At 38.2% G+C, this 13,996-nt stretch carries 12 protein-coding genes; 1 reads left to right on the top strand and 11 read right to left on the bottom strand.

All coding sequences use genetic code 11. The annotated features are described in order from the left end of the window. Positions 1-424: 424 nt before the first annotated feature. A complete protein-coding gene (locus HGR01_RS05300; protein WP_155539459.1) occupies positions 425-1,210 on the top strand; it encodes a hypothetical protein in 786 nt (261 codons plus the stop codon). Positions 1,211-1,293: 83 nt separating this feature from the next. Here the strand turns inward: HGR01_RS05300 and HGR01_RS05295 are convergent, their stop codons facing one another. From HGR01_RS05295 to HGR01_RS05245, 11 genes are all read right to left on the bottom strand, one after another. Continuing rightward, a complete protein-coding gene (locus tag HGR01_RS05295; RefSeq protein WP_045872474.1) occupies positions 1,294-2,910 on the bottom strand; it encodes an ATP-binding protein in 1,617 nt (538 codons plus the stop codon). A gap of 10 nt (positions 2,911-2,920) precedes the next feature. Beyond that, positions 2,921-4,315 carry a hypothetical protein gene (locus HGR01_RS05290; protein ID WP_045872475.1) on the bottom strand — a complete coding sequence of 465 codons (1,395 nt, stop codon included), beginning with the start codon at positions 4,313-4,315 and terminating at the stop codon, positions 2,921-2,923. 131 nt (positions 4,316-4,446) lie between these two features. After that, complete coding sequence (locus tag HGR01_RS05285; protein WP_228045261.1) at positions 4,447-4,701, bottom strand: hypothetical protein; 255 nt, start codon at positions 4,699-4,701, stop codon at positions 4,447-4,449. Between the two features lie 84 nt (positions 4,702-4,785). Beyond that, a complete protein-coding gene (locus HGR01_RS05280) occupies positions 4,786-6,612 on the bottom strand; it encodes a type IV secretory system conjugative DNA transfer family protein (protein WP_045872476.1) in 1,827 nt (608 codons plus the stop codon). A gap of 4 nt (positions 6,613-6,616) precedes the next feature. Then, positions 6,617-7,177, bottom strand: a complete 561-nt coding sequence (locus HGR01_RS05275) for a hypothetical protein (protein ID WP_155539461.1) — start codon at positions 7,175-7,177, stop codon at positions 6,617-6,619. Between the two features lie 24 nt (positions 7,178-7,201). Next, entirely contained in the window at positions 7,202-9,028 is a 1,827-nt protein-coding gene (locus tag HGR01_RS05270; RefSeq protein ID WP_052335317.1) for a hypothetical protein, read from the bottom strand. Positions 9,029-9,067: 39 nt separating this feature from the next. Then, positions 9,068-9,715, bottom strand: a complete 648-nt coding sequence (locus HGR01_RS05265; protein ID WP_235623097.1) for a hypothetical protein — start codon at positions 9,713-9,715, stop codon at positions 9,068-9,070. 111 nt (positions 9,716-9,826) lie between these two features. Then, positions 9,827-11,443 (bottom strand): TrbI/VirB10 family protein, encoded by a 1,617-nt coding sequence (locus HGR01_RS05260; protein WP_045872479.1) that lies wholly within the window; start codon positions 11,441-11,443, stop codon positions 9,827-9,829. After that, a complete protein-coding gene (locus HGR01_RS05255) occupies positions 11,443-12,231 on the bottom strand; it encodes a hypothetical protein (protein WP_045872709.1) in 789 nt (262 codons plus the stop codon). The genes HGR01_RS05260 and HGR01_RS05255 overlap by 1 nt, the downstream gene beginning before the upstream one ends. Before the next feature lie 10 nt (positions 12,232-12,241). Next, positions 12,242-13,267, bottom strand: coding sequence for a hypothetical protein (locus HGR01_RS05250; protein ID WP_045872480.1), 1,026 nt, complete (start codon positions 13,265-13,267; stop codon positions 12,242-12,244). Between the two features lie 15 nt (positions 13,268-13,282). Further along, entirely contained in the window at positions 13,283-13,996 is a 714-nt protein-coding gene (locus HGR01_RS05245) for a hypothetical protein (protein WP_045872481.1), read from the bottom strand.

Here is a 13,996-nt window from a genome sequence, read left to right as displayed (position 1 = left end):
TATGTTGGTTTACAAAAGTGTTACTATTGCTGATTCTAAAATAGATAGCAATGTGAGCGCTACACATCTAAAGCATCTATATAAAAATATTAGGGTGACATTAAAATAGCTAATTAATAGTTCTTATGTGAATTATTAATTATGAATAATATTCGCATCTACTTAAAGATTGCACAATGTACAGCGACCTATAACAATGGTAAGCCAGACTTATTTGTCTGGTTTTAATTCAAAAATGGGTGAGTAATTATCCTGTCAATAAATGATTTTTATCTGACTGATGATTTAATTATCATTAGATATTTTTACATGACAGGATGCAATTATAGTAGCCCTATATCCTGAAAAAATTGAACTTTAATAAATAGAAAGTTGGCAGTTTATGAATCTACCCAAGAACATAAAAACCAACCAAAACATAAAATTGAGCCAAGCAACAAATTCTGAGCCACCGAGAACAGTTGTAGCACAATGGCATTGGAAAAGACACGTATGGGCAGCATATCAGTTACCCAATGGTGTCAAAGTCATGAGTGAACGACAAGTAGCACTAATCGTTGGAAAATCAAAAACAGATGTCAGAATATTTGCAGAGCAGAAACAGCTAGAGTCAATAATTGTACAGATTCCAAATGGGAAGATAATTAAAGGATATACGCTACCAGCAGTAGCAGTTTATCTGAGACAACTTTTTGAACAAGGCTATTTACTAGAACATCGATTATCTCTAAGTCGTAGTGAATGGAAACAATTGATTGAAGCCTTGTCAAATCCAGAAAGAGGTAAAGCAGTCACACCAAATCCCTGCTTTTTTAGCGGTAATTATCGACTTGCTAAGGCTCAAACTATCCAAATTAAATTGGAAAATCACATTTATTTACAAGTTTTAGTTGTAGCACCAGGAGAATACCGGATAGGGTATGACGAAGGAATGCGCTGCATTCATTCCAACTGTGAATGGTTAATCGACAATTCCCCTAAGAGGGCAAAAACCCTCTCGAAAATGAAGTTATCAAAAGAGATTGTAGAGTGTAGAGTTAATACACCAGAGGGAGTCAAACAGGTTTATACACTTACCTGCGAAGATTGGTTATCCGTTTGGGAATACTTTGCTAATCGGGGAAATACGCGGGCAACTGCTGTTTTGAAGGCTTGTGCTCAGGAGAGCATACCCCTAAGAGTTGCTAAGGCACTTTCTCTAGGTCAATAATTTTTAGGTAATCCTAATTTTTTAACCAATTGGTTTCGCTTCAGGAAAATTTTCCACAAGCGTATAGTGCTTGAAACGCAGCCTTAACAAGAAGATTCACCCCAGTAGCTAGTAATTGCTGGAGCGAAAACTGAAGTATCTTGAGTGGAGCTAGGTTGGCAGATATATCTGGCCTGATTCTCAATTGCCAATATCCTATCAGTATCCCGGACATACAATGGCACCATCGCCTCCCTTTGCGCTAACAATTGCGCCAACCCAATTTTCATTTCCTGTCCCTGATGAAATAATTCACGCGCTGCTTGAGATACTATCCGCGCTAGTTCTGCACCTGTACAATTGAGTGTTTTATTCAGAATAATCCGCCATTCTTTCTCAGTGAGTGGGTTACTACCGTTACGGTAACGCTCGTCAAATATCGCTAAGTGCATAATTAGAATTTCCTTTCTCTCAATGGCTTGGGGAAATCCCACGTAAAATATCTCATCAAATCTTCCCACCCTGGTTAATTCTGGTGGTAGTGCATCTAATCGATTAAGGGTGGCGATAGTAAACACCGCAGTTTTCTTATCTTGCAACCAAGTTAGCAGGGTTCCTAAAATTTGTCGCGAGCCGATAGCTTCGCCCGATTCATCAGACGCAGCAAACAATTTATCAAACTCATCAAAGTAAAGCACAGCAGGAGTGCAAGCTTCTACTCGTTCTAGTAACCTTTTGAGATAAATGGCACCAGCACTCATAACGGCTGCGGTATCTACGCTCACAAGAGGAAAACCCAAAATCTTGGCGCTGACTTGTGCTGCTAAAGTTTTCCCTGTCCCCGGTGGGCCTACGAGTAAACAACCTTTGGGAAGAGGAATATTAGCTGTTCTAGCTTCGGGTGAAAAGTCCTGTTTAACATTTTCAATATATTTTTTGAGCAAATCCAATCCCCCAAAATCTGGAAGATTTGCCTGAGTCACAAAATTCAAGTTTAAAGCACGAAAGCGATTTATTTTGTAATCAAGTAAGTATGAGGCGACTGAATTAATATTTAGTTGCTCACAGGAATTAACTGCTAAAGTCAATCCTAAACGAATTTCAACAGCCGTTAAACCAGAAGCTGCATTGACTATGGCAGCGATATCGCAATTGCATGACAATTCACCTAAAAATTTCGGTAAAAGCACTTTGATTAAATCAGCAATTTCTTCATGATTTGGTAATTCTAGCAAAAGAGTTGGAATCAAACTGCTTAAAGATTGAGGTAATTCTACGTTCTCATTTGTCAGAATAATCAAATACTTGAATTGTCCAGAGCTTGCCCAATCGTAATAGATATTAATTATTTGAGAAATTATTTTCTGAGAAAAACTTTTGTAGCCTGCAATATTACCTGTTAAAGGTAACAAATTTTCTAAGATAAAAATTCCATCAAGGTTACAGTTAGATAAACAATTAAGAGCAGAAATAATAGTATTATTACGAAGCTGTAAACTGCTCAATTTTACGGAATAAAAACATACTTTATGTTCTAAATTACACTTGATTTGTTTAAAATATCCCCAACCTGGATTCCACAAATAAAGGGGCAGATTTCTTTTGATTGCACATTCATTATAGATTCGCTGCAATGCTGTCATCCGTTCTAATAGTGGGACAGTTACAGATACAATAGGCACATCAGATTCTATTAATAAATTCAAGTTAGACAATTCCATATCCTGAAAACTATCTTTCTAATCCGTGACTTGCAGCTTTTTGAGATTGAGAAGAAGTTCTGTCCTGTTGTTTGCGAGTAGGTTGTAATTTGGGTAGTATCTGCTCAAAATAAATTAAATCCCTCTCGTTCATAGTGCTTTTCAATTGTCCGCCATATTTCTCTAATAAATTTCCTCGCCCATCTTTAGAATCAATGCGTACTTTGCCATCAGGGGTTGCTTGCCATTTATAAGAAAATCTACCATCAATTTCTACATCTCTTTGTTGAATCACAGCATATTGCACAAGAGCATTTGTAACTCTTTCTACACGAGCAAAATACTCAGCTTCTTGCTGACCGACAGGAGCGAAAGATGTAGGAATGGGTTCATTTCTTTGTAGAGAGCGTTGCAATGTATCAATATCTTTAATATGAGTTGGTTCTAAGTTCTCTCTCTCAACTCTTACACCCAAGGGAGTCGAACGAAACTGCATTATTTGCTTGTCCGTGGTTAACTCCTTCACTTCATATAAAGTACCATGACGAGAAATTTCATATTCACCTGCTTGGTAATGACCTTCTCCGGATTGTGTCTGGAGGTGAAACAAGTTTTTTAAAGATGCCGCCCATTGATGTTGCATTGAGTTCTCTTTAAACTCCTGTATCCCCATTTTTATGGCAGAGTTCACGCTACTAACTACAATAGAGATATTATTAATTGTTTGTTGCCACCAAGATGTATTTTGAGATTGCTGTAACCTTTTCTCAATTAAATGTTGATATAAATTACGTTCCTGCTGTAATGCTTTTATTTCTGCTTGCAACTGCTCAATTTCAGCACTTAATAGTGTTTTTAATGGGCTAGATTCTAATAGTTCTAAAGATTTTCTTACTCTTGTTGAGCCAGGAGTTGTTAATAAATTTGTATCTGAACTAACTTTTGGTTCTTGAATATCATCTAGTGATGAAAATTCCAAATAATCAATTTGGTTGCTATTATCCCTATTATCTAAATTGCTCAAATTTTCAGAGCTTGCTGTTTGAATACTTGACTGGGGCAATAAAGTATTAATAATTACTCTACCTTGATTATTCGATTGCAAAACAACTTGCCCATCTAATTCAACCCTCTTATTAATCGCTCCCTCTACTATCTCTCCAACTTTTGTAGAGCGTAATTGTTGCAGTTCAGTAATAAGTTGAGGATTTAAAAGTTGACCAGAAAAAGAAGAAATCTCATCACGAAATTGATTAGTATCTTGCCCATAAACTAATCTATCTCCATCAAATATTTGCAATCCCTGACGCTCGTTATTATCCTGTTTGGCATCTATAATCGCTCTGAGCAAAGCTTCAATTACTTGTTCGTAATGCTGTTGAATTGCAATTGCATCACCAGAGTTAACAGTAAAAATATCAGACATTGTTCAAGAAGTGAGTGGTGAGTAGTGAGTAGCTAATAGTAAGCATTGAGGAAGTCGCATAACATAATTCCTGGCAGAAATGCATATTTTTTTTGTTCTTTCTTCAAAATCCTCTTCCTACTATTCACTACTCACCACTCCCTACTCACTTTCTCTAATATTTGTATGCGATTAATTACCAGTTCTGAACCCACATAAAAAACAGCTAACTCCCCATCGAATAACCAAGCAATAAATTCGCTTTCTGATTGAAATGTTCGCGAACATTCATAAGAAAAGCAGCCGTGAACTCTACCAGCTAATAAGCCATGCTGATCGAATACTTCGATTACTTCTGGACAATAAGTTGTATCCAATAAAGGTTTATGGAGGGCTGAACGAAGCATGTCCTGCCACTGAGGATAATTTGATAATATCGAGAAAACTTGTGGACTCCAATTAACTTGTGTCTTTCGCATTTTCTTAACCATCTAAAATACGTTAGCTAGTTCTTCTGGTGAAGGTAAATCCCCAGTATGTTCGGGTATAGGAAATAATTTCTGTGCTAGTTCTTGCCTTTCCTGAAATTGTTGCGATCGCTCTGAGTCAGTAATTTGTATGGAATTGTTTTGGATCAGGCGCGATCGCACAAAATCCCACTTTGCCTCTGACCAGTTCATCTCATCAATATCAGATGAAGGAACCTTAACCTTTTGTAGCAGAGGAATATAAGCTTCTGTGCCACGAGTGTATGCAGGGTTGATGATTACTGCCCTACCCGTACCCATCTTGGCGAACTGTGCGGGTTCAAATAAATGTCGCTTTTGGTGATGTTCGTTAGAACTGCGAGAACCTCCGCCTTTGCCAATACTGCGGGATTTAGAACTAAACTTGATTTCCATCTCTCCCAGATAATCGCTGAATAACTTCGCAGATTCTGGATCTTGGGGATTGAAAATAAATTTGGTTGCTGTACCTCCTAAAATTGCCCTTGCTAATTCCTTTCCATAAACTTTCTCCAGCTGGGCAATGTTTTGATATCCCAAAATACCAACAAAACCATCTTCGCGTCCTTCATTTAACCAGTTGACAAGCGCTGGTAAATAAAACGTTGGCAATTCATCCAATGCAACTATCAAAGGATCTTTACGCGGTCTAGTACGGGTAATATTGCGCGTCACAATCATGTGTAAAATTGCAGCCAGCAGAGGGCTGACAATATCTCGATTATTCCGATCCAGTCCGAAAATAATTAATTGCTTACCATCTAAATCTAGTGGTAGTGTAGTCTTTCCACAAAAAGCACCAACAAAATCACGTTTGAGAAAACGTTGAAACATCCTTTGAGCAGTTCCAATAATTGATGCAGCAGTCTTTTCTGAATCCTTAACACTGATTAACTGGGAAAGTGGGCGCGAAGTCCAGACTTTCAACTTATTCTTTGAAGTAGCTTCTAATCTTGCTGGCAAATTAGGTAAAGATAAAATCGCCTGCGCCATCATCAAGTCACAGTAATTACCCTCACCAGTCAGAGCTTTTACCGCTTTAGTAACGAGTAAAATTCCCTCAACTAAGCTATCTCCAGCTTCCTCGAAAAACTTATCACTGCTAGCATTTCCCCCGCGATCAAAGTTGCGGGAGATGACTTGAGTGAGTTGTCCTGCTGCGATCGCATCTTCCTCATCCCTCAACAAGTCCAACGGATTGCAAGTTTCGCTCTCAGGGAACCCCGGCGCGAATATTCTCACAGTGTAACCGCGTTTCATTGCATAAGCTACAGCCCGTTTAGTTTGTGCTGGAAATTTGAAATCGTACAGTAACATGGGAAAACCCTGGTCAAAAGCACTACGAATTAGTGGGTCTATTACGGAGAAGGTTTTACCAGAACCAGCTGCACCAATAACGGCTATTCCCCTCTGAGCATCAGGTACATATAAAGTTGAATTGGGGGAAATGAATTGCTTGTAAAATGTTGGTTTGGTTTTGAGTAACCCAGCCTCATACCATTGTTTTTGAAGAGTAATTCTGATGTCACGAGGAGTACCAACATACAATGCGACAGAATTACGAGTTGGCTTACTTATTTGCTTTTTCGCTTGACGTGCAGCTAATGATTTTTCACGACTCCCACCCCAATAACTAGTGGCAACTTTACCTTTAGAATTTCTGCCTGATAAAACTTGAAAAATAGCCACTACTGCAAAACAACCCAGTAATATTAATCCAGATTGTGATTTCATTAAGTCTGCCAATTTTTCTATCTGCAAACTTTGGACTGGCGCAGATTTTACTTGCTGTACTTGGAAATAATTACTCATAGTTTTAATTTCCTAATGAACCAATACCCGTCCACGTCTCGCCAAAGCGCGTGTATCGACCAGAATCAAAACAATAATCAGTACGAGATACTATATTTTCCATGTCTGTTGTCTGGGTAAAAATTAAGCAAGGAAAAACTTGTATATCGCGGCTTGAAACCCTAATCAAATCTTCTTTTGGTGGTAAGTGAGGATTAGCCATGACTTGCAAAAGTAGTTTTCCAGATTCGTGATAAACCTGATACAAACACCCACCTGCACCGCAAATTTGAGGCGCATGAAAATCAAATACAAATACATGAATACCATCACTAGAGCTAATTGGTATTACTTTTACAGCTTGATCATCAAGCTTATTTGTAGAAGCATGAGCTAGCACTTTTTTAAATAGGGGTGCATTCACAATCTCTTTGGCAGGTTTCCAAGTAGGTGCATAACTTTTGTTTGACGAAGATTTCATGTTCAATACCAACGAGTAAAGAACTATTATTGTGGTCAATAAAGCCAAACCTATAATCAAAATCATCAATGTTTTTGAATTATAAATTCTCGATTGTTTTGACATAGTTAGCTAACTACCCAACAAAAATTATTTTAAGCAGCCCATTGATTCCATAGCTTTTGAATATTTATGAGCTACGTTATTGCCATATTCTTTGACTGAATTTTCTTCCTTAACATCACTAACTAACTCATCAGCAGGAATACCCACACCAGCAAAATGCATTTGAGCAGCACGTTTAATTAATCTGCTTCCACTAAAAGGCTTGCCTGTAGATGGGTCAATTTGTTGTGATGCTGTTGATAATAAGTTATTACTTTCAATTTCAATTAAAGATTGCTGCTCGGTGGGTGAAAAGTAATGCATCATTTCCTCACCAGTCACTTCTTTACCTGTATCCAACTTGGTGAGGAATTGTGACCCACCAGATTTACTTGATATAATCTTCCTTACATCAGAACGATAGGACATCAATTGCATTGCACCCAGCGCTCGACCGCAATTACCATTCGAGTCACAAACATAACTACCCACAGCGTTGTAGTTATCTTCAGTACTCAACAGTGCATTGCTCAAAGCATCAATATTAATACCTGATGAATGAAGCTTTTTACAATCACCTTTCGCTGCTGGTATTAAATTAGATAGCGCATTTCCAGATGTTATCGGAGACTTATTAAAAGTAAATCCACTACTTTTTAATCCTGTGGGAGTAGAGACAGAATTTTTATTCTCATCAATAGCACCTAAAAATATCGGTTCTTTCTCCCTATAGCTCATGAAGGGAACAGGGCCAATAAAGTAGGGTGTACATCCCAAATCAACAAAATTATTCCGCATACAAACCCGGAAGAATAACACTTGGGAAATCATTCCATCAACTTCCGAGATATCCCATATAGCCACCTTGAACGCATCACCAAAAGGTTGTCTCCCTGTGGGTTCTTTTCCACCATTAACAGAACCCAATATACCTTTACCACCCTTGACTAACTGATACTTCCCGCTAACCCAAGCTTTACCGTTAACAGCAGGTGAACCAGATAATTCAGTATGGGCGCAATCTTGATCGCATGGTACAGCAAAACCTTCTATATCGCTCCCGGAAATAGTGCGATTGAGTTTCTGTTCGTCAGTACCAAAAGCAATATCAACTATTCCGACTTCCGTACCTACAGGGTTGATGGGATTGGGGAATTGGGAAAATGGTACTTTTGCTAGTCCAGGAATTTCATCAATGTAAATTCCTTGCCATTTTTCAAAACTACCAATGGGAGTTGTGGATAATCCAGGAATTGAATTCAGGTTGTAAGATTTTAAATTCAATGATGATAAACTTAATTTACCCAAGTGAGGAGATTGTTGTAGTAAATTTCCTATGGTTTGATTGGTATCGAAGGAATTGGATAAGTATTGATCAAGTAAATCAAGAACAGATTTAACTTCGGAAACATGAAATTCTTTTAAATTAGGAATAGCTTTCACCAAACTTTCTAAAGTTTGAAAATTTATCACACCAAAGCTTTCTAAGTTCAGTTTTTGTAAATCCAAGTCAACAATTTGGGCGATATCGGTAAGTGAAAACTTTTGGAGTTGGAAAGAATCTTGAAAATCACCTAGCATTGTAAATGAATCAGGCTTTTGTCCTGCATTCCAACTACGAGAGGGGTTATATCCCAATTTTTCTGTCACTCCTGGAGGTGTTTGAAATGAGCCAGATTCGTTAATTGCTGGCATTTTAGAAAAAGTAATTTGGTTCCAATCTGGTAAACGGGTATTTTGCCAAGATATTGTGGGAATCTCTGGTTGTTTCGATATGCCTTGCTGCTGCCATATAATGATAATTGCAATAAAGATTAATATTGCTAGGCTTAATCCTGGCATCAATGCCAAATACTTATTTGATAATTTCATTGCTTTTGAATAAATATTTTTCGGATAAATGTTAAATATCTAGCGTAAAGTACCGATTTGAGACTTACTTCCTAGCTCGATTAAGCGATTGACTAAGCGTAAGGAAATTCCACTTCTACGGGCAGCATCATTGATTAAATATCCCGACTTCATTAATATCAAAAAACTTTTAACTCTTCTTTGTAAGCGAGAGTTAGGTAAAATTAAACGTTGTTGCTGGGCAATTTCTAGCCCCGAACTAATCATCTGTAGATTTGTGATATTCCTGGCGCTAGGAAAATTTCTGATTTCAGTTTCTTCTCTTAAACTTGGCGTAACTTCAATGGTGTGATACTTAGGATCTCTATCGCCCATTGCTACGCGAAATACATAAACTCTTCGTCCAGAGTTACCCTTTGTAATTACCGTTAGCAAGCTGCTATTTGTCTTGGGTAGTTGTGGTATTGTAAGCGGATTGATTCGCCGTAAATGCAGTACAGTTGCACCTGATTGTTCGCACTCCTGTGCTAAACCTGATAGACAACCATCGACATCTAATGAAGCGAAAGCCGGATTATCCAGCCAAACTTTCTCGACTATCTCGCCACTCTTGATAAATGAAATATTCACCCCATATCCGGATGACAATTCAATCAGAGGTATATTACTACTGTTACCAGTCGCTATATCTTGTGAAATATTCCTCACTCCTTTTTTTAAATAATTTTCACCTCTCGCTGATTGCCAAAAAACAGTAAAAGTCAGAACAGTCGAAATAACACTCAAATTTTGTAAAAAAGCCTTCATAACTAAAAGTGTTTACAACTGAAATGATTGATTAACAAAGACTTGAATATCTGTACCAGCAGGGATGTACCACACTTCTTCTCGTTGCTGAATTTCTGCAAGTGCTTGTTGATTGCGCTGAAGAATTTGTTGAGTGAGCGGTTCAAATCCACCTTCTAAAACTGCGCCCAAAATATTTTCGCTACCTCCACTGATAGAAGAAAAAGTATTTGTACCACCTAACCCACTAGATGTTGATATTTGTTGAGATTTGGGTTGATTTAATACCTTACCGACTTTGGCAAGGGAACCTACTATAAATGTTTCAGCATCACGGGAAGCAATTTCTCCACCTTTGTCACTCCATTTCGATGCGATTAAAGGTTGACCGGAATTACCACGAATACTAATTGCTCGTGGTGGGAGCAGATATTCCTGACTATCAATTAAAACCTGTGTTGCTTCGAGTTGAACAAGTCCTGATTTTTGAATATCAGTAACTTGAGCAACAATTTGAGAACCTTTTGGTAAAGCAATCAAACCATCTTCTTTCGTTAAAGGTTCAATAAGTTGGATAATAAATTTTTCATTTTCTGTTGTAGTTGGTGATTTGTTAGAAGAGTTATTAGTTGAATGTTTACTCCAAATTAGCGGAGTTACTAACTTTCCAGATGCAGAGGCACCAACTTGTAATTGTTGTATCGGTTCGCCATTGATAACTGCTGCTTCTTCTGTATACAAGGGTTCCGGTTCAATATTCTGAGTAGATGCTGTTGAAACTAAGGTAGCACGAGGAATTTTTATTGATGAAGTCGGTTGTTTATTGGCTATAGTATCCAAAGTTTTAACGTTTGCTAGCTCGTTAGTTATAGATGCAATTTCTGTATGACCATAACTGCCCAAGCGACTAATTTTTTCCCATTCCTCTATTGGGTCAACAGATTCTTTTTTGTTTGGAGGTGCTGCACCTACGGTGGCTTGAAATCTAGGAACAGAAGCAACATGAGGCAAATCATATCTGCTGCTTTCTTGTATTGGGTTACGAACAGAAGAAACCTGCGCTGGGCGTACTTCTGCGTCAGAAACTCGATTAATCCGGTTGTTTGAATCATTCCTGTGAGAAACTTTGCGTTGAATTGTTGTTTTAAGGCTTTTAGAACGCAAGAGCGATTGCATTTTTTCTGCTTGACTGCCTAAAGCTAATTCTGCTTTGAGCTTTCCTGTTTCTGTTTCTTGAAGATTTGCGTTATCAGCCATTTCTACTTTTGGTTTGTCAGCTTCTTGATTAGCAATTGTTGGTGCTACTCTGGGTTTACCAAACATAATGCTATTTAAAATAGTTGCTCCAGCACCAAATACCACAAGCATCACCAATCCAACTGCGCCAAACTTTGCAAAGGGATTACCGTAGAATGTGGGCTGAGTTTTACCTATTTGGGGGTCATCAAATAGTTCATGAGTTGCAATTGCATTTTGAATAGATTCCTCACTTTCAGTCTCCGCAACTTCACTGCCAACAGATATTTCTTCAGCAGAGGAGATTGAATTCTCTAGCTGACTTTGATGATGAAAACCAAGTAATTGAGCAAGGCTGGACTCATCCCAATTTGTATCTGACTCATAGCTTTGGGTTACATTATTCTCCTGCATTACAAATTCTCCTGTGCTAAATCCCGAATCGCATAAATTTCTAAGCCACTCGCACGCACCTGGTAAATTCCTGCTGCTAAACCCTCAACTTGATTTGGCGATTCTGGTGGGACAACTGCCCTAATAAATATTTCTTTATTAAATGGAATTATTTCTCCTAAATTGCTATTCTGAGCAAAAACTGTCAGGTTAGCAACCATTTTTACTTTCCATTTACCCTCGGAGATTTTTATTGGTGATTGAATTGAAAGTGGGACTAAAACTACTTGTGTCTTGCCTTGAAAAACTCCTGATGGTGTAATTACAGCCAGCACTTTTAAAAACTCTTTACGGAAATCTTCTGATAAGGCATAAGATGCTTGCCATGCTGCTGATGTAATCTTACTATCTCTAAATTCTCTGTTGCCAATATTTACACCGGGGTCAGGTTTTGGTTTAGCTGCTTCTTCAACAGTAGTATGTGGTAGTGTTCCCGACCAATTCATCATCAAAGTCATTGTGTCAGAAACAAAACGCAGAATTACTTGAGGAGTGCGTTCTAGGCTATCAAGAGGAGCAACTTTAATAGATTTTCCTGTCTCTAGTTGTACTAAACTTGGAGGTGCTTTTTTATTTAACTGTGAATAGGAACCATACAATAATAAAAGTACCAAAAAAGTAATGAGGTGTAATCCAAAAGTACCTAAAGCAAATAATGCTAATGTATCACCAGTTGAAACAGTTTTTGACGCGCGATTTAAAAATCGCAATCGATTTTTTTGTGTAGACTCTGAATCTAAAATAGTCATAAACAACATTTCAGGATTTATTAACTATCCTCATCACAACTGAAGAAAGCCCAAAACTCGCCAGACTGGAGAAACTTCTAAAAATTGCCATTCCTCCACCCGCAGCTAAAACTACAGATAAAATTGGGGCGAGAATACCAATTGCAAAAGCAAAAATCATTGGGTCATTGTTGTTAGCATTCAGCACTATTGTGGCGACCAAACCAGAAATAATATTGAAACAAAGCTTAATCATTCCGACTGAAAAGAACCCAGTTAACCATGCAAAAATTGCTTTATTCCCGACTGGGAGTAATGAACCTCCTACTGCTAGCGGGCCTAATAGGGCAGTCAGTAACAGACAAACTTCGACTATCCATTGAAAAGCGATCGCCAATGCTAGTAACCAACCCCGCACTGTTAGCTGAAAAATGTTGGTGTTGAAAAAATTGCTGATACCCTTGAGCCAATCGGGGCGATTGTCGTTATCTAGCTGGGATTCTATGTCTTTAGCTTGCGTGGAAGCATTTTGAAGACATTGGGCTTGTTGTGTTGGGTCAGCGATCGCATTACATTGAGCGATCAATGATTGGATAGCATCTCCCTTTCCCGTCTTGAGCATGACTTGCTGATAAGCTTCTTGCAACTGGATAGAAGCAGATGTAGAAGCTAAAAGAGTTTGATTCGTTTGGTTAATGATTCCTCTAAGTCCTTGGGTAGCGGCGGCTAATGGTTGAGCATTGTTGGCAAGTAGAACGATGACTACGATGGGCCAAATCATTTCCTCCAAAGCCTTGGAGTTATCACCATCAACCATTTCTCTTGTCCATTGGACGATGAAAATTAGCAACGTGCCAATGGCGAAGAATACTCCCAGATTTGCGATCGCACTATACAATCCTCCACTTAAAACATCGTTCCATAGCTTATCAATTGACTTAGCAACAGCCTCACTAGCCGCTACCCCATCTTCGGTAATTGTGGAAGCTGCTTGTCCTGGATTTGGAACTTGAGTTTGAGAAAGGATTAGTCCGTATTTCAAAAAATAGTAGAACATCCGGGTGATCTTCAACTAAAATAATCGAGCTTGCGACGCAGTTCTCAAATTATTAAATCCCTGACCTACAGTTTCTTTCTGATGTACTTGATTTTGACCATCCAATGAGCGAGAGATATTAGTTAAGTTCAAGTTAGCTAAATCTTGCGATTGCTTTAATTTCAAACCATCAGTTCGCATCACCCCTAAAATTGCTGCCATTTGAGTATTTTGTTGAGCAATTCGCTTCATTACATTTTGAGTGACAACTTCAGCTTGAGCAGCATTTGCATTAGCTTTAACCTGTTCAATCGAAGTTTGGGTTTTTTCAACTTGCTGTTTTGTAATTTGTTGACCTTGTTTACTCAAAGTTGTATCCGCAGATGCACGAGTAATTTGACGGTCAATTTCATTGGTTACTTTGTCAACACTATTAACTGCATTATCGTCATTAGCGGCTATTTCCTCAACTTTTTCTCTTACTTCTGTTGCTGAAGGTAAACCTAATGTGCCAACAGATTCATTAACTGCTACTTGCAAATCTCCCTGCAAAGATTCTGATAAATTACCTAATTTGCCAGAGACTACTGAGTCAATATATTTATCTAGAGAGCTTAATTGCTCTTGCCATTGCTCAAATACTTTTGCTAGGGGATTCGATATCTCTAATGCATCAGAACTTGAAACGCCAATTGTTGATATTATGGCTATACCAACTATGCTTATTGTCAATTTTTTGAGCTTGTTCAT

It is taken from the genome of Tolypothrix sp. PCC 7712 (assembly GCF_025860405.1).
Lineage (GTDB): Bacteria > Cyanobacteriota > Cyanobacteriia > Cyanobacteriales > Nostocaceae > Aulosira > Aulosira diplosiphon.
Note: the sequence above shows the minus strand (reverse complement) of the source record. Positions and strands in the feature narration are given on the sequence as shown.

Coding starts and splice junctions, on each gene's coding strand:
- HGR01_RS05295 (WP_045872474.1), bottom strand. CDS start 2,910: ATGGAATTGTCTAACTTGAATTTATTAATAGAATCTGATGTGCCTATT.
- HGR01_RS05290 (WP_045872475.1), bottom strand. CDS start 4,315: ATGTCTGATATTTTTACTGTTAACTCTGGTGATGCAATTGCAATTCAA.
- HGR01_RS05285 (WP_228045261.1), bottom strand. CDS start 4,701: ATGCTTCGTTCAGCCCTCCATAAACCTTTATTGGATACAACTTATTGT.
- HGR01_RS05280 (WP_045872476.1), bottom strand. CDS start 6,612: ATGAGTAATTATTTCCAAGTACAGCAAGTAAAATCTGCGCCAGTCCAA.
- HGR01_RS05275 (WP_155539461.1), bottom strand. CDS start 7,177: ATGTCAAAACAATCGAGAATTTATAATTCAAAAACATTGATGATTTTG.
- HGR01_RS05270 (WP_052335317.1), bottom strand. CDS start 9,028: ATGAAATTATCAAATAAGTATTTGGCATTGATGCCAGGATTAAGCCTA.
- HGR01_RS05260 (WP_045872479.1), bottom strand. CDS start 11,443: ATGCAGGAGAATAATGTAACCCAAAGCTATGAGTCAGATACAAATTGG.
- HGR01_RS05255 (WP_045872709.1), bottom strand. CDS start 12,231: ATGACTATTTTAGATTCAGAGTCTACACAAAAAAATCGATTGCGATTT.
- HGR01_RS05250 (WP_045872480.1), bottom strand. CDS start 13,267: ATGTTCTACTATTTTTTGAAATACGGACTAATCCTTTCTCAAACTCAA.
- HGR01_RS05245 (WP_045872481.1), bottom strand. CDS start 13,996: ATGAACAAGCTCAAAAAATTGACAATAAGCATAGTTGGTATAGCCATA.